The sequence below is a fragment of the uncultured Ferrovibrio sp. genome (genome assembly GCF_937960835.1).
GTDB lineage: Bacteria > Pseudomonadota > Alphaproteobacteria > Ferrovibrionales > Ferrovibrionaceae > Ferrovibrio.
The window spans coordinates 60,143-76,570 of sequence record NZ_CALGPC010000016.1 but is presented as its reverse complement, the minus strand read 5'-3'; the positions used below and the strand labels follow the sequence as shown (position 1 = coordinate 76,570).

The window sequence follows — 16,428 nt, the reverse complement described above, 5'->3', positions numbered from 1 at the left end:
GCAAAAAACGCAGGGGCCTAATCCATCCTGGAGGCGGACAGGCTGGTCAATGACAAGCGAAATCAATGAGATGGCTGGGGCAGCCGGACTATTCAGCAGGAGTCTTCGCCGGATCCAACATCTGGCCGGCAGTGCCGAGAATGTGCCGGCGCAGTAGCATGCAGGCCATTTCCTCGTCGCGCGCAAGGATCGCGTTCACCAGGGCCTCATGCTCAGAGTACAACGCCTCGCCCTTGATCCGCGGCGGCGGATTGAGGTTGCGGTAGCGAGCCGCATGGTCCCAGAGCATGTTCTGGAAATGCAGCAAAGTCGTTGATTTAGCTGCAGAAAGTATAGCCTGGTGGAAGTCGCGATGGGCGATTTCCCATTCCCGCGTGATCGTTGCGTCGTCGCTGGCATACATCGCGGTATTCTTGAGCCGATGAAACGCAGCCAGAATACGCCCGTCCCAATCCAAATCGGCATACTGGAAAGCATTCCGCAGGGCCAGGGTCTCGATGTGATGGCGTGCGGCCATGATATCAGCGCGATGCTCCGGCGATACGGGCGCCACGCGAAACCCGCGCTGATCCTCGGCAATGACAAGGAGCGAGGTGGAAAGCCGATACAGCGCCTCCCGCAACGGCGTAATGCCAACCGCATAGCGCTCTTTGAGAGAATCCAGTGTAAGTCTTTGACCGGGCTTTAAAACTCCTGTCACGATGTCGTCGCGCAGCCGATCATAGACCCAGGATCCCAGGGTTTTGCCCTCTTCCAGAACTGCGGTGGCAGCCATAAGCCTCTCCGTGATAGGACTTGTGTTTCTTCGAAATTAGGACATAATTTATATACTTTTCACCCAGCCTCCAATCCAGAAGGGCCAAAGTTCAATGAAATTAGTGACTTATGAAACATCCGGTGATTTCCAGCTGGGTGTATTGGACGAAAACGCACAATATGTTCTCAATCTTAGCAGAAGTGGCCTGCCAAACGATATGGTCACCTTGATCGAAATGGGGCCGGCTGCCCTGGAGAAGATCAAGGCAGCCGTTGAGGCAGCTCCGCGCAGTGCCTGGCTTGCCCTGACCGAGGTGACTTTGACGGCCCCGATCCGGCGGCCGCGGCGCAATATCCTCTGCGTCGGCAAGAACTATCACTCCCACGCCAAGGAGTTTCATCGCAGCGGTTTCGACTCGAGCGCCGGCGCCGATGAAATTCCGGCCCTCCCCATCATCTTCTCCAAGGCGCCGACCTCGGTCATCGGTCCGAACGTGGCGATTCCCTCCTATCTGGATGACACCGGCACCACCGATTACGAAGGCGAGCTCGGCGTCATCATCGGCAAGGGCGGCCGCGGCATCAGCAAGCAGGCGGCCATGGACCATGTCTTCGGCTTCACGATCATCAACGACGTCACCGCGCGGCAGCTGCAGCGCGATCACAAGCAGTGGTTCATCGGCAAGTCGATCGACGGTTTTTGCCCGATGGGCCCCTGGCTGGTCACCCGTGACGAGATCACGAACCTGCCCGATATCGAGCTCCGGACTTTCGTAAACGACGAGTTGCGGCAGAAGGCCAAGCTGGCCGACCTGATCTTCGACATTCCGACCATCATCGAGACCATTTCGCGCCGCACTACGCTGGAGCCAGGCGACATCATCGCCACCGGCACGCCGGATGGCGTCGGCATTGGCTTCACGCCGCCGCGCTTCCTCAAGCCGCGCGATACCGTTCGCATCGAAATCGACAAACTCGGCGTTCTGCACAATGTCGTGGGATGATGCGAACAGGGTCGTTTCTGAATTGAAAACAGTGCAAGGCGGAAGGGTTGAGACTCATGACGAGTAAAACGAAGAAGCTGGTCATCAAGAATGGCACGGTCATCGACGGCACCGGCAAGGCGCCCATGGCGAATACCACCGTCGTCGTCGAGGGCAACAAGATCACGTCGGTGGGCGGCCAGATCGACGCTGCCACGCTTACGGACGCGACCGTCATCGACGCGACTGGCAAGTATGTCATGCCTGGCATGATTGATGGCCATGTCCACCTTTCATCGCATCAGGGCGCCATTCCTGGAGTCCGCTATACTTCCAGCCCGGATTTCGCCGCCCTGTGGACGGCGCGCATCGTCAGCCGTGTGCTGCATGCCGGCGTCACCGGCGTTTCCGTGCCAGGCGGCAAATGGTTCGTCGATGCGACCATCCGTGAAGCGGTCAATGGCGGCCTGATCGAAGGACCGCGCATCTTCTGTGCCGGCCGTGCCCTGACCCCCTATGGCGGCATCTTCGACAGCACCAACCCCCTGACCGGGAAGACCGCAGATGATTCGGTCGGCGTGCTTTGCAACACCATTGACGACTACATCCGCGAGACGAAACGGCAGTGCAAGCGCGGCGTCGACATGATCAAGATCGCCGATTCCTACTGGGGCGACACCCAGACAGTCAGTCGCGACGAGATCGCGGCTGTCGCCGACGAAGCGCATCGCCGCGGCAAGGTGGTCAGCATCCACGCGCGCGGATCCGGCTCGACGCGCGACGCCGCACTTGGTGGCGTGGACTGGATCTTTCACGCCGACCTGGCGACCGAGCAGGATCTGGAGGTCGTGGCTAAGGCGGGCATCCCGATTATGCCGGTCTTCACGCAGTGCCAGCTCATCACGGAGCAGGACGAGAGCAAGGGCTTTACCAAGCCGATGCGCGAGCGCGTGAGGGCTCAGCTGGAGAAGAACTTCGAGGCGATCCGCAAGGCGCGTGCCATGGGCATCGAAATCCTGGTTGGCACGGATTCAGGCAATGCTGCCGCATTCGAGCATGGCCGCTATCATGGCCGCGAGGCAGAAATCCTGGTCAATGAAATCGGCATGTCGCCCATGGAAGCCATCGTGGCCTATACCAGCCGCAATGCAAAGGTGATCGGCCTGGATGGCCAGGTCGGCGAGATCGCCCCCGGAAAGCTGGCGGACATCATCATCTGGGACAAGGATCCGCTCGCCGATATCCGTGTTCTGCAAAAACCCGAACTGCTCTCGGCCGTGATCAAGGACGGCCGGGTGATAGATCGCTCCGTTGTCGGTTTCCGCCATCTAGAGACGGAACCTGGCCGAGCCAACATCACGCCGCAGGGTTAATCAGAAGCAACCAGAGCCGGAGCCAGCCTCCGGCTCTGGCACTTTTGGCCACGGCGTTGCCGCCGCCTGGACAGTGGCCGTTCATTCACCCCTGATACGGCCGGGAGAGTGAGATTAAGATGTCTCGCGTTACCATTGCCAATTACCTCGGCGCCGCTCTGAGCGACAGGTTGTCCGGCCATGCCTCCCAACCGCGATTGCTTCCCATACCGGCCAACCGGCCGCCATGGGAGGTTCCTGCCGAAGCAGAAATTCTCATCACCAGCCCCTCGCTAGGCTGGAAGGATGCCCCCTCGCAGCGGCCGGACGGCTGGCCGCGCGCGCTGAAATGGATTCAGCTTTCATCCACCGGCATCGACACATTTCCGACCTGGCTGCTCGAGGGACCGATGGTCACCTGCAGCCGAGGCCTTTCCGCCGTGCCGATCGCAGAGTATGTGATGGCCGCCATCCTCGAAAACGAGAAGCGGCTTTCTGAAAACCAGATCCGCGATGCGGCACAATGGCGGCCGCAGGTGCTGGGCTTGGTCGCCGGAAAAACGATCGGCCTGTTCGGCTTCGGCACCATCGGCCAGGAAATTGCCCGGCGCGCGCGCGCCTTCGGCATGACGGTGATGGCCCACCGGCGCGTGATGCCGCACGAATCGGTGGCAGACGTGACATTCCAGCCGACACTGACCGCCTTGCTGGCTGCCGCCGATTATCTCGTGCTGGCAGCGCCGCTGACGTCGGCGACCCTGCGGATCATCAACGCCGATACGTTGCGCCACGCCAAGCCAGGCATGCATCTCATCAACGTTGCACGCGGACCACTCGTCGACCATCAGGCGCTGCTCGCCGCACTCGACGATCACCTGCTGTCGGGCGCAACCCTGGACGTGACCGACCCCGAACCCCTGCCCCCGGGTCATCCTCTCTATACCCACCCGGCGGTGCGCATCACGCCGCATGTTTCCTATAGCAGCGAAAAGCATTTCGACAGGCTGGCGGACATGATCGTCGCCAATCTTGACCACTATCTGGCCGGCCGGCCGCTGACCGGGCTGGTCGACATGACTGTGGGATATTGAACCGATGCCGCTGCGCATGGCAGTCCCTGCCGCCTTCCTTCCGCTGCGGCACAAGCGCTATCGCGATTTCTGGCTGAGCAATATCTGCACCAATTTCGGCATCTGGATTCAAACCGTCGCCGCCACCTGGCTGATGATATCGCTCACCCCGCGCAGCGACATGGTGGCGATGATCCAGACCGCCATGACCCTGCCCGCGATCATCTCCTGCCTGCTGGGGGGAATCCTTTCCGATCTCTGGACACGCCGCGTCGTTCTGATGGCCGGACAAATGATCGTCATCGGCGGAACGGCCATGCTGGCCATCCTACAGGGATTTGAGAATCTGACACCGTGGCTTCTTCTCGGCTTTACGTTCATGGTCGGCGCGGGCACCCATATGAACCTGCCCGCCATGCAGGCTTCTGCCAGCGATCTTGTCCCTTATGACGACATCCCGCATGCCATCGCCCTGAATGCCATTGGCTACAATATGGCTCGCTCCCTCGGCCCCGCCATTGGCGGCAGCCTGGTGGCGATTTACGGTGTCGCAACCGCCTTCGCCGTCAGCGCCGTTTTGCACCTGATGCTGCTCATTACGCTGCTGCGCAGCAAAATGGGCAGCAAAGGCCGTGAATTTCCGCCGGAGCCCTTCTTCCCGGCCATCGCTGCCGGCTTTCGTTATGCCAGACGCGCGCCTTCTGCCATCGCATCTATGGCCCGCTGCGCGGTCTTCACCTTCTGCGCCGCCGCAGTCTGGGCCCTGCTGCCGCTGCTGGCCGAACGCGAAAATTCTGGAAGCCCTCTTCTCTATGGGATGCTTCTGGCCTGCCTCAGCATCGGTGCTGTCGCCGGCGCGCTGCTGTTCAACAGCTTGCGCAAGAAACTCGGCGGCGAGGCTTTATTGAATACCGGCAGCGGCGTCCTGGCAGTATCCCTGCTGCTGCTGGCCGTCCCCTCCTTCTGGCTGCCGCTGTTGCTGGCCCTGTTCGCCGCCGGCGTGGTCTGGGTGACCAATCTCACCATCCTCAACATCACCGTGCAGCTCTCGGTGGCGGAATGGGTGCGAACGCGAATTCTTGCCCTGTATTACATCGCCATGGCCGGCGGCATGGCCGCTGGAAGCTGGTTCTGGGGCGTCATTACCCAGTCCTTCGGCCTGGAGGTCGCTTTGCTGGGCGCCGCCGGTGTCACGGTCTGCAGCCTGCTGCTTGCCTTTCTGCTGCCGATCCCCGACCAGCTGCCGAACGATCTCGCGCCGATTGAGAATACCTTGCCGGTCGATCTGCCGACGGGCATCGATCCTGCCCGCGATCCGGTCGTCATCCAGGTCGAATACCAGATCGATCCCAGCCAGACCGTTGCCTTTCAGCAAGCCATCGACCAGTTGCGGATCATTCGCCTGCGCGACGGCGCCTATCGATGGGCGCTGTATCAGAGCATCGCCGAGCCCAATACCTGGATCGAAAGCTTCCTGCTCGACTCCTGGACGGAATATCTGCGCCGTCGGCGCCAGCTGACCCAGCGCGACTGGAAGACCATAAAGGCGGTTCGGCAGTTCCACACCGGGCCAGACAGGCCCCGTGTATCGCGCTTCATCCAGCGCCAGCCCTGACGCTCTCAGCCGGCAATCTGGTTCTGCGGCTGCACGAAGCAGCGATATTGGCGCGTCTGACCAAGGCTGTGGCTACCCGGCATTTCCTGCGCGCAGCGCTCGATTGCAGAAACGCAGCGGCTGTAGAACGGGCACCCGCTGCCCTCGGGCCGGGCAATGATCAGGCGGCGAACAGCCTCGATATCATCCCCATCGATATGGGGCACAGCCGCCCAAAGCAGCCGCGTATAGGGATGTGCCGGGTTTTTCAGCACTTCGCTGGCTGGCCCCTCTTCGACAATCATGCCGCGATACATGACCACGACCCGATCGGCAAAGACCTCCGCGATGGAGATGTCATGCGTGATGAACAGGATCGAAAGCCCTTCCTCGCGCCGCAGGTCCAGCAGCAGATTGAGTATCTGTCCGCGGATCGAAACATCGGCTCCCGAAAGCGGCTCGTCGGCAATGATGATCTTCGGCTTGGCTGCCAGGGCTCTGGCAATCCCCAGACGCTGACGCTGGCCGCCGGAGATTTCGTGCGGATAGCGATCGATGAAATTCGCCGCCGGGGTGAGACCGACCCGATGCAGGATTTCCAAGGCTAGCCGTTCCGGGTCTGCGGTGTGCCCGCTGCGGCAGGCAATGGCCTCATAGAGCACCTGACGGATCGAGCGGCGCGGATTGAAGGCGGCCGTCGGATCCTGGAACACCGGCTGCATCGCAATGCGACGACGGCGCAACTCGCGCTTGGACAGGCGCAGCAGATCCCGCCCTTCCAGGCGGACGCTGCCCTTGTCGGGCAGCTCCAATGCCAGCGCTATTTTCGCCAGGGTGCTCTTGCCTGAGCCGCTTTCGCCGACCAGGGCGACGATTTCGCCCGGGGCAATGTGCAATCGGCTGGGCCGCACCGCCTTGACCTCAGACCCGTCCCGACCGACGAAGGTGCGCTCTACCTCGTCGAGTTCCAGAACAGGCGCGGCATCGACAGCGATCATGACAGAGAATTCCCGGATACGATCATGGTCTAGGAGTGCATATGGCAGCGCGCTGAATGACGGCCATTGTCATTCACGTGGGCCAAGGATGGCAGCACGGTATCGCATTGCGGCATCGCGACGCCGCAGCGCGGCGCGAAAGGACACCCCTTGCCCGCCTCGACAAGGCGCGGGACATCGCCGCTGAGAGTGACGAACCGCCCGTCTTCGCCGCGGACCGCGCGGGCGGTATGGATCAGCGCCTGCGTGTAGGGATGTGCAGGGGTCGACAGGATCTTTTCGCGCGCGCCGGTTTCGATCGTGTAGCCGCCATACATCACAAAGACGCGCTCGCAGAGGCTGGAGACGACGCCCAGGTCGTGGCTGATCAGTACCAGGGACATGCCGATTTCGCGCTTGATATCCTTGATCAGAGCCAGAATCTCGGCCTGCGTGGTCACATCAAGCGCCGTGGTCGGCTCGTCGGCAATCAGCACCTTCGGACGGCAGCCCAGCGCAATCGCAATGAGCACGCGCTGTCGCATGCCGCCGGAGAGTTCGTGCGGATAAGCCGTCAGGCAACGCTGCGGCAGGCGTACAAGATCAAGAAGCTCCCGCACGCGGTGATCGACATTCGCGCTCGGATCGTTGAGCCTGATCGCCTCAACGATCTGGCTCCTGATCGTCATCAGCGGATTGAGGTAGCTCAGCGGGTCCTGAAACACCATGGCAAAGGTGCGACCGCGCAGCCGCGCCATGCCTGATTTGTCGACCATGTCATAGGACACGCCGTCGATCTCCATGACGCCGGAAGCCACGCGGGCATTCGTCGCCGGAAGAAGCGCCATCATCGCACGGGCAAAGGTCGATTTCCCCGAGCCCGATTCGCCGACAATGCCGACGCCTTCGCCCATCTTGAGATCGATGAAGGCATTCTTGACCGCGAAGAGCTCGCGCCCGTCGATCTCATAGACGACGCTGAGATCCCTGATTCGCAACATGCTGTCCGCTGCGCTCATGACGGCCCCTTCACGACTTTGGGTCCAATGCCTGGCGCAAGGAGTCACCCAGGACATTGAAGGAGAACACGGTGAGAAAGATCGCCATTCCCGGGAACAGCGACAGCCACCAGGCCTGGAAGATATAGCGCTGCCCGGAAGTCAGGATGCGGCCCCAGCTGATGGTGTCCGGGTTGGTCAGGCCGAAGAAGCTGAGCGACGCCTCCAGCAGAATGGCCTGCGCAACGGTGAGCGTACCAAGCGCAATCACCGGCGCCAGGCAGTTCGGGACAACCTCCTTGATCAGGATAACGGTTTCCGACTGGCCAAGGCAGCGTGCCGCAGTCACGAAATCCAGCCGCTTCACCCGCAGCACCTCGCCGCGCATCAGGCGGGCGGTCTGCGGCCAGGACAGCAGGGCAATGACCAAAATGACGCGATTGTTGCCCGGTCCGAGCAAAGCGACGATCAACGCTGCCAGGACGAAGGTCGGCATCGACTGGAAGATTTCCGTCACCCGCATGATGAGGGTGTCGATGCGTCCGCCGACATAGCCCGAGACGGCGCCGATCAGGCCGCCCAGGATGGTGGCCGCAAAAGCGGCACTGAATCCCACATACAGCGACACCTGGGCACCATGCACGATGTATTGCAGAACATCGCGGCCGAGCTCGTCGGTACCGAATGGAAATTCGGCTGAGGGCGGCGCCATGATCGACATCGAAATCGTATTCGGATCGACATCGCCAAACAGATACGGCCCGACGGTCGCCATCAGGATCAAGGCCAGAATGAAAGCCGCGCTGAACCAGGTGGTTGGTGAGCCGGCCAGTCGTGAAATCGCCCTGTTACGCGCCACGGCTGCCATTGCGCATCCTCGGATCAATTATTTCGTATACGACATCAGTGACAAAGTTGGAGACGACCACGGCCGCTCCGGCGAGCAGGAAGATGCCCTGCAGCGTCGGGTAATCACGGGCGATGATCGAGGCCATGAACAAGGCGCCAAGGCCAGGCCAAGCAAAGACGGATTCCACCAGGATGGCGCCGGTCAATGCCAGGCCAAAGTTGTAGCCGATGACGCTGACGATCGGGACAAGGCCATTCGGCAGGACATGGCGCCAGAAAAGCCGGCGCTGCGACGTCCCTTTAGCCAAGGCCGTAACAATATAGTCGCCCGTCACCGCTTCCTTGAGGCTGGCACGCGCCACACGCGCCACGATGGCCGCATAGAAGATCGTCACGGCAAAGCCCGGCATCGCCCAGTGGGCCAGATAGTCCAAAAAGGGCGGCAGGTCGGTTTGCAGGGCGAACATCCCCTGTGCCGGCAGCCATTGCAGCTCGACGGCAAACAGGATGATCAGGACCTGACCGAGCCAGAAGATCGGCACCGAATAGCCGAACAAGGACAATCCTGTCAGGGTGCTGTCGAGGAAACGGGCCGAGGTCGACAGCGAAACGCGGCCGATGAGGATGCCGAGCAGGGAAGCGAAGATAAGGCCCGGCACCATCAGGGCCAGGGTGTTGAGCGCTTTGCCCAGAATGAGCGAAAGGACTGGCTGCCGGTTGGCGAAGGAATAGCCCAGGTCGCCCTGGAACACATGGCCCAGATAGATCAGCAGCTGCTCGTGGATCGGCCGATCCAGGCCCATCTGGGCCCGCAGCTGTTCGGCATACCCCTCAGGGGTCGGGTATTCGCCGATGATCGAGGTGATCGGATCGCCCGGCGCCAGCCGGACGAGCACGAAATTCAGCACGACGATCACCAGCAGAACCGGAATGGCCCAGACCAGTCTGTTCCAGAACAAGCGCAGCATCGGAAAAACCACCCCCTGCCATGGCCCTTTGGGGCTCAGGCCTGTGCATCCTCTTGTGCCTTCTCCGCTGCGCCGCCCAGCGTTGCGCATAGGGCGGCAGCAAACTGTTCGGTTAGCTCGCGGGATTTCGACACGATCATCTTATGCCCAACGGCGCCGAGCATGCCGCCCAGAGCCGGCTGGCTCATCAACTGCACGCGGGTTGCGCCATCGTCCGTGGTCTCGAATTCAACAAGATCGTTCGAGCGCAGATTGCCGATCGCCCCACGTACCGTACGTCCCACCGAGGAGAACTTCATGTACTTGTGGGTTTCGAATTCCTCGCGCTTGGTAGTGACCTCAAAGGTCGCCGAGAAGAAGCCGATCTTCTGCGCGATGACGACCTTGTACTGATCCTTGTCGAGGATTTCGACGCTTTCCAGTCCAGGCACGCATTTGCTGACCCGCTCCACGTCCTCGAAAAAGCTCCAGACGGTTTCCACCGGCGCCGGCACGATGAAACTTTCACGAATTTCCATGACGTGAATCCTGTTTCTTCTTCACAACTACGCCATCAAGACCAGCACGACTTCAGGCGGCTTTCTTCTCCGCCGCGCGCAAGGCGCGCCAGATCGTCTCCGGCAGGATGGGAATCCGGTTGATCTCGATACCGTATGGCGACAAGGCGTCGCTGACCGCATTGGCCACCGCGCCGGCGGCGCCGATAACGCCGCTTTCGCCAACACCCTTGATGCCGAATGGAGTGACCGGCGAAGGGCTTTCCAGATGCGCGAGCTCGAATTTCGGCATGTCGGCTGCGGTCATCACCATGTAGTCGACCATGCTGCCGTTCACGAGCTGCCCCGAATCCGGGTCGTAGATGATGTTTTCCATCAACGTGGCGCCAAGCCCCTGGCAGATGCCGCCCGCAACCTGACCTTCGACAAGCATGGGATTGAGCATGGTGCCGCAATCATGGGCGACGATGAAACGCTCAAGCTTGAACTCGCCCGATTTCGGGTCCACCTCGACCATCGCCACCACGGCGCCGAAGCCGAAGGACGGACCCGGCTGCGTCCAGTAGGCCGTCGCCTCCAGGCCGGGCTCGTCGCCCTGCGGCAGGTCCATGCCCAGGATCGCCATTTCGGCAATCTCCGAGACCGGCAGCTGTATGCTCTTGTCTTCGTGCGAAGTGATGATGCCGTCGTTGATATCCAGCGATTCAAGTGAAACGCGCAGTTCGTGCGCGGCAAGGCGCAGAATCTTGGCGCGGATCTCACCTGCAGCCTTGCTGATCGCGCCGGCACCAGCCAGCGTTCCGCGGCTGCCAAAGGCGCCGACGCTTTGCGGCGTGCCCAGGGTGTCACCCGGCTTCACGACGACCTGCGAAGGCGACAGGCCGAGACCGCTGGCGGCAAGCTGGGTGAAGGCGGTTTCCAGGCTTTGGCCGAAATTCGGAATACCCGTGAAAACGGTCGCCTGGCCGCTCATGTCGAGACGGATCGTGACGCTTTCGAAGGTGCCGAAGCGGCGGCCGGTATGCCGGCTGATCGACGCCGCGGAATAGCCCGCATGCTCCACATAGCAGGACATGCCGATGCCGACCAGACGTCCCTGCTTGCGAGCTTCGGCCTGACGTTGCCGCTGCTCCTTGTAGCCAAGCTTGTCCAGCGCCAGGTCAAGGCAACGGCTGTAATCGCCGCTGTCGTAGATGGCCCCCGATTTCGAGGTAAACGGCATCTGCTCCTTGCGCACCATGTTCTTCTTGCGCAGTTCCGCGGGGTCCATGCCGAGCTTGCGGGCAATGCGATCGATCAGAACCTCGCGCACGAAATTCGATTCCGGCGGCCCGTAGCCGCGATAGGCGCCCATCGGCACCTTGTTGGTCACGACCACGCGGCGCCGCGCGCGAAAGCCGGAGAAGTTGTAGGGGCCCGGCATGGTGACGCTGGCAAGCACGCTGGGACCCCAGGGACCGTTATAGGCACCGATATCGATGAAGTAATCGTCGTCGAGGGCAATCAGCGTGCCGTCCTTGGAGGCGCCGATCTTGATGCGATGGGTCGATTCGCGGCCATGGACGGTGGCGCGGAAGTGCTCCATGCGATCTTCGATCCATTTCACCGGCCGCCCGGTATCGATCGCAAAGAGGGATGCGATGATCTCTTCCGGATAGAGGCCGAGCTTGTTGCCGAAGCTGCCGCCGATCGTGCCGGCGCTCAGGCGGATCTGGCTTTCCGGCATGCGCAGCGACTGCGCAAGCTGCGAGCGGGTCAGATGCGGCGACTGGTTGGAGGTCACCACATCAAGCATGCCGGCGGCACGGTCATAACGGGCCACCACGCCGCGCGTTTCGATCGGCAGCCCTAAGACGCGGCCGAGCTGGAAACGGTCCTCCACCACGACATCGGCCGCCTCCAGCAGCGGCGTGGGATCGCCGGCGTCGAGCGTGTTGTCGACCACGACATTGGTGCCGAGTTCCGGATGCAGGATTGGCGCGTCGGCGGCGGCGGCCCGCTCGGCATCGACCACATGCGGCAGCGGTTCGTAGTCGATGATGATCTGCTCCAGCGCATCCTCGGCGACATAGCGGTCGCGGGCTGCAACTGCTACGACAGGCTCGCCCTCGAAACGCGCAACATCCTGCGCCATTGCATAATAGCTATGCCGCAGCAATCCGGGCAGCGGACGCAGCACCGAGATCGGCTCGGTCCGGGCACGGATGTCGGCCCCGGTCAGGATCGCAAATACGCCGGGCATGGCGCGGGCTGCCTCGACATCGATGGACTTGATCCGGGCATGGGGATAAGGGCAGCGGCCGATGGCAAGATGGACCATGCGGGGATCATCGCAGTCGTCGACAAAGCGGCCAGCGCCCTGCAGCAGACGCTCGTCCTCCTTGCGCAGCATGTTGACGCCGATGAGCTTGTCCTTGCCGGTCTTCATGGTCTTGTCGTTCATTGTGCCGCCCCCCCCACCTTCTCAAGGTAGGTCTCGACGGCGGTAACGATATTCGCGTAGCCGGTGCAGCGGCAGAGATTGCCGGCCAGCTCCTTGCGGAGGGCGTCGCCCTTCAGCACCTTCTTTTCCTCACCCAGTGCGGCTGCCACCATGAGGAAGCCTGGCGTGCAGAAGCCGCATTGCAGGCCGTGGGCGTTGCGGAAGGCTTCCTGCACGTCATGCAGAACGCCGTCCTTGGCCAGGCCTTCAACCGTGGTGATCTCGTGGCCATCTGCCTGGATCGCCAGCATCAGACAGGATTTGATCGCGCGGCCATCGAACTGCACCGTACAGGCACCGCAGGCCCCCTGCTCGCATCCGGCATGGGTGCCATAAAGCATCAATTCGTGACGCAGAAAGTCGACCAGAAGGCGCCGCGATTCGACCTCCGCCTCATACAGCTTGCCGTTTACGGTAACCTTGATCCGATGCGTGCCGCTCATCGGCCCTCTCCTTTCAAAAGCGCGGTCAATGCACGCGAGATGTAAACTGGTGCCAGGCTAATCCGGTATTCGGCGGTGGCACGCACGTCGTCGATGGGATCGATATTGTCCGGCAATATCTGGCTGGCCTCCGCTATCAACGCTTCCGTCAACGGCTTGCCTTCCAGGAAGGCGCAGAGGCTGGCGGCCGGCAGCGGCCGATCCGACAGCCCGCCCATGCCGATGCGCCAGTTGGTCCAAACGCCGTCCTTCACGATGGCGGCGGCGGCAACGCTGATGGTCGGAAAATCGCCATGGCGCCGGGTCTGCTGGGCGAGTGTCACCCTGGCGCCGGGCATGGCGGGGTAGACGATCTCCACCAGCATTTCGAGCGGATCGACCGCGGTGGTATAGGCGCCTTGGAAGAAATCGATGGCCGCCACTTTGCGGCGCCCTTTCGGGCCGGCAATCACCATCTCGGCCCCCAGGGTTTGGGCACAAAGGGGCATCTGGGCAGCCGGATCGGAATGACACAGGCTGCCGCCCAAAGTGCCCCGGTTGCGGACCTGGCGATCAGCCACACGGCGGACGGCATGCGCCACCAGCGGAAGATGTTCCTGAATCAGAGGCGACGTTTCCAGCATGCGGTAGCGCGTCAGCGCACCGACATGGACGCGGCCGTCTTCCAGGCGAATGGTGTCGAGATCGGGAATCCCGTTGATGTCGATGATGCCGGCTGGCCGCAGCATGCGCATGTTCATCAACGGCATCAGGCTTTGGCCGCCAGCCAAAATTCGTGCGTCGCCGTCAAATCTCCCGAGTGCAGCTAGCACCTCTTCGACGCTACTGGCTTTCACATACTCGAACGCACCCGGCTTCATGGTATTTACACTCTTTTCTTTTGTCGCGGCAGTCGACTAACGGCAGGTTGTTTTTTCCGGTGGGCCAAAGGCTGATGCTACTTTTTCGCTAGAAGCGCCAAGCCGCGGCAAAGCGGCTTGGCGCAAAAGCGGCCTTTATTTCGATAGCCAAGCGTTGTTCCAGGCACCGTAGCCCTGCACGCCCCAGATGCCATTGAGGCGTGCGGAAACCGCATCCTCATGCTGGTATTCATGCAGCGTCATAACCGGCACATCGACGGCAAGGATCTCCTGCACCTTATGGTAGTAGGTCGCACGCTCATCCTGATCGGTCGTACGCGCGCCCTTCTCGAAGAGTGCATCGACCTCCGGATTGCTGTAGCGCGAGGCATTGCCGAAGGGGCGACCGATGGCTTCGCTGACGAAGACGCGGGCAATACCCAGGGCCGGATCGCCGTAGCTGGTGTAGCCGACGATCGTCATGTCGAAATCGCCCTTGTTGTAGATGCGATCCGGGAAGGTGGATCCTTCAGCGACTTCCAGCTTCACCTCAACACCAATCGCGCGCCACATGCTCTTCATCGCTTCGGCCGCCTGCGCCGCATCGGCATCCTCGGCGCGATAGACGAAGGTCAGGTCGAACCGCTTGCCGCGCGCATCCTTGGTCACACCTGCTTCGTCCAGCAGCGCGTTGGCACGCTTGGGGTCGTAGGGATAGAGTTTGCGGTAGTCGATATTCGGGTGGGCCGACCAGCGCAGCTTGCTGGTGAACGGCATGATGCCAAGGCCACCGGTCTCAAACCACACCGCCTTGTAGAGGAAGTCCCGATTGGTGGCCATCATCAGCGCCTGACGCACGCGCTTGTCGCTCAAGTACTTCTTCGTCGTATTGATGAAGGCCATCTTGGCGCCCGGAGCGAAGCCGGAATTCTGCAGCTTCAGGCCCGGTGTCGAACGGACCACCGAGTAATCGCTCGGCGGCACGTAGTAGCCGCCGATATACTGAACCTCGCCGGCACGCAGGGCCTGCAGGCGCGACGAAGCCTGGCTGATGACCTTGGCATAGACCTGGTCCAGATAAGGCTTGCCATTCTCCCAGTAATCGGGATTGCGGACCAGCCGCACGAAATCGCCGCGCTTCCACTCCGCCAGCTTGAAGGGACCGGTACCGACCGGTGCGCTCGAGGAGGCTGGATTGGTCAGCGGATCGGTCCCGCGGAAGATATGCGCCGGCATGATGGCGCCGTTCTGCGGGCAAGCCAGCGACATCAAAAACGGGCCGAAGGACTGCTTCAGCTTGACGATCACCTTGTCGGGAGCCGGCGTCTCAACGCTGTCGATCAGCTTACCACTGGCGGCGAAGATCGGACCGTATTTCGCGCTGACCTCGGTCAGCGAGTACTTGACGTCCTCAGAGGTAAACGGCTTGCCGTCGTGCCAGTTCGCTTTCACCAGATCGAAGGTATAGACGAGTCCGTCCGGAGAGATGGTCCAGGACTTGGCAAGCAGCGGCTGGATCTTCGAATCGATCGAAACCTGCACCAGGCCCTGATAGATCATGCAGCCCAGCAGCTGGTTCGCGTAGTTGGACGACAGATTCGGGTTGATATTGGTCGGATCGCTGCCGATCGCCATGGTGACGACGCCGCCGCGCGGCGGCTCCTGGGCCACAGCCCCATCCGCAAAACCAAAAATTGAAGCAATTCCGGCACTTAGCAGGCCAGTTGCAGCCAAAATACGCCATTTACAAGCCACGGTCTTCATTCACTCCCCCTAAGCTCCTGAACGAAATCCAAGCTCGATGATGGGTTCGATATTCGATAATGTCAAATTCTTTCGAAACTCATGCCGGATGATTTGCCTTTTTGGCCTTTCTGTCGGATCAGGGCCTCCAGCACGGGGGCAGCGGCATTGGTGATGTGCCGGCGCAGCAGCAAGCACGCCATTTCCACATCCCCCTGCTCGATGGTTCGGGTCAGTTCCGCATGCTCGGCCTGCAGCTCGGCTTCGTCCAAAAGCGCAGGCGCCACGATATTTCGGTAACGCGCTGCATGGTCCCAGAGCATGGTCTGGAAATGCAGCAGCGCCTTCGAGCGCGCAGCAGAGAGCACCGCCTGATGGAACCGCCGGTGCGCCGTCTCCCAGGCCCGGCTGATCGGGCCGTTGTCCATTTCATACATCGGCGTGCGCTCAAGCAGCTTGAATGCCGCAAAAATCGCAGCTTTCCAGTCTTCTCCCCCGTGCCGGAAGGCATCGCGCAGAACCAGTGTCTCGATATGCTCGCGGGAGGAAATGATGTCTTGCAGATGCGCCACCGTGACTGGCGCCACGCGGAACCCGCGCTGATCTTCCGCCTCGACAAGGAGAGAAGAGGACAGACGGTAAAGAGCCTCGCGCAAAGGCGTGACGCCGACCGTGTAGCGCTCTTTCAAACTGTCCAAGGTCAGCTTTTGACCTGGCGCAAGCGAGCCGGCGACGATATCGTCCCGCAGGCGGTCATAAACCCAGGATGCCAAGGTTTTGGCGTCCTCGCCAAAAGGCGGCGTTGCCGTCGACGACATTCAAGATCTCCAGCCGCTTTGTTTACACATTCGAATATTCTGTATTATTTATAAGTTTT

15 protein-coding genes are annotated in these 16,428 nt (G+C 61.4%); 4 read left to right on the top strand and 11 right to left on the bottom strand.

Annotated features, from left to right (window positions below; translation table 11 throughout):
- Positions 1-88 precede the first annotated feature (88 nt).
- Entirely contained in the window at positions 89-775 is a 687-nt protein-coding gene (locus Q0603_RS16240) for an FCD domain-containing protein (RefSeq protein ID WP_298727598.1), read from the bottom strand.
- 199 nt (positions 776-974) lie between these two features.
- On the opposite strand from Q0603_RS16240, the gene Q0603_RS16235 reads away from it, so the two are divergent.
- The 4 genes from Q0603_RS16235 (at position 975) to Q0603_RS16220 (ending at position 5,776) form a co-directional block, all read left to right on the top strand.
- Positions 975-1,760, top strand: coding sequence for a fumarylacetoacetate hydrolase family protein (locus tag Q0603_RS16235; RefSeq protein WP_298727596.1), 786 nt, complete (start codon positions 975-977; stop codon positions 1,758-1,760).
- A gap of 56 nt (positions 1,761-1,816) precedes the next feature.
- Entirely contained in the window at positions 1,817-3,112 is a 1,296-nt protein-coding gene (locus tag Q0603_RS16230; protein ID WP_298727594.1) for an amidohydrolase family protein, read from the top strand.
- Between the two features lie 170 nt (positions 3,113-3,282).
- Positions 3,283-4,182 carry an NAD(P)-dependent oxidoreductase gene (locus tag Q0603_RS16225; protein ID WP_298727593.1) on the top strand — a complete coding sequence of 300 codons (900 nt, stop codon included), beginning with the start codon at positions 3,283-3,285 and terminating at the stop codon, positions 4,180-4,182.
- A 4-nt stretch (positions 4,183-4,186) separates the two neighbouring features.
- Positions 4,187-5,776, top strand: coding sequence for an MFS transporter (locus tag Q0603_RS16220; RefSeq protein WP_298727592.1), 1,590 nt, complete (start codon positions 4,187-4,189; stop codon positions 5,774-5,776).
- Positions 5,777-5,781: 5 nt separating this feature from the next.
- Here the strand turns inward: Q0603_RS16220 and Q0603_RS16215 are convergent, their stop codons facing one another.
- From Q0603_RS16215 to Q0603_RS16170, 10 genes are all read right to left on the bottom strand, one after another.
- Positions 5,782-6,753 carry an ABC transporter ATP-binding protein gene (locus tag Q0603_RS16215; RefSeq protein WP_298727591.1) on the bottom strand — a complete coding sequence of 324 codons (972 nt, stop codon included), beginning with the start codon at positions 6,751-6,753 and terminating at the stop codon, positions 5,782-5,784.
- 29 nt (positions 6,754-6,782) lie between these two features.
- A complete protein-coding gene (locus Q0603_RS16210; RefSeq protein ID WP_298727590.1) occupies positions 6,783-7,751 on the bottom strand; it encodes an ABC transporter ATP-binding protein in 969 nt (322 codons plus the stop codon).
- A gap of 10 nt (positions 7,752-7,761) precedes the next feature.
- The gene (locus tag Q0603_RS16205; protein ID WP_298727588.1) at positions 7,762-8,598 is read right to left on the bottom strand and encodes an ABC transporter permease; all 837 of its coding nucleotides are present in this window, start codon (positions 8,596-8,598) and stop codon (positions 7,762-7,764) included.
- A complete protein-coding gene (locus Q0603_RS16200) occupies positions 8,579-9,547 on the bottom strand; it encodes an ABC transporter permease (RefSeq protein ID WP_298727587.1) in 969 nt (322 codons plus the stop codon). The genes Q0603_RS16205 and Q0603_RS16200 overlap by 20 nt, the downstream gene beginning before the upstream one ends.
- A 35-nt stretch (positions 9,548-9,582) precedes the next feature.
- Positions 9,583-10,065, bottom strand: a complete 483-nt coding sequence (locus Q0603_RS16195) for an SRPBCC domain-containing protein (RefSeq protein ID WP_298727585.1) — start codon at positions 10,063-10,065, stop codon at positions 9,583-9,585.
- Between the two features lie 52 nt (positions 10,066-10,117).
- Positions 10,118-12,487 (bottom strand): xanthine dehydrogenase family protein molybdopterin-binding subunit, encoded by a 2,370-nt coding sequence (locus Q0603_RS16190; protein ID WP_298727584.1) that lies wholly within the window; start codon positions 12,485-12,487, stop codon positions 10,118-10,120.
- Positions 12,484-12,969 carry a (2Fe-2S)-binding protein gene (locus Q0603_RS16185; RefSeq protein ID WP_298727582.1) on the bottom strand — a complete coding sequence of 162 codons (486 nt, stop codon included), beginning with the start codon at positions 12,967-12,969 and terminating at the stop codon, positions 12,484-12,486. Before Q0603_RS16185 ends, Q0603_RS16190 begins: the two co-directional genes overlap by 4 nt.
- A complete protein-coding gene (locus tag Q0603_RS16180; protein WP_298727580.1) occupies positions 12,966-13,829 on the bottom strand; it encodes a xanthine dehydrogenase family protein subunit M in 864 nt (287 codons plus the stop codon). The genes Q0603_RS16185 and Q0603_RS16180 overlap by 4 nt, the downstream gene beginning before the upstream one ends.
- Before the next feature lie 135 nt (positions 13,830-13,964).
- Positions 13,965-15,479 carry an ABC transporter substrate-binding protein gene (locus Q0603_RS16175; protein ID WP_298727578.1) on the bottom strand — a complete coding sequence of 505 codons (1,515 nt, stop codon included), beginning with the start codon at positions 15,477-15,479 and terminating at the stop codon, positions 13,965-13,967.
- Between the two features lie 155 nt (positions 15,480-15,634).
- Positions 15,635-16,369, bottom strand: a complete 735-nt coding sequence (locus Q0603_RS16170) for a GntR family transcriptional regulator (RefSeq protein WP_298727576.1) — start codon at positions 16,367-16,369, stop codon at positions 15,635-15,637.
- Positions 16,370-16,428: the final 59 nt, after the last annotated feature.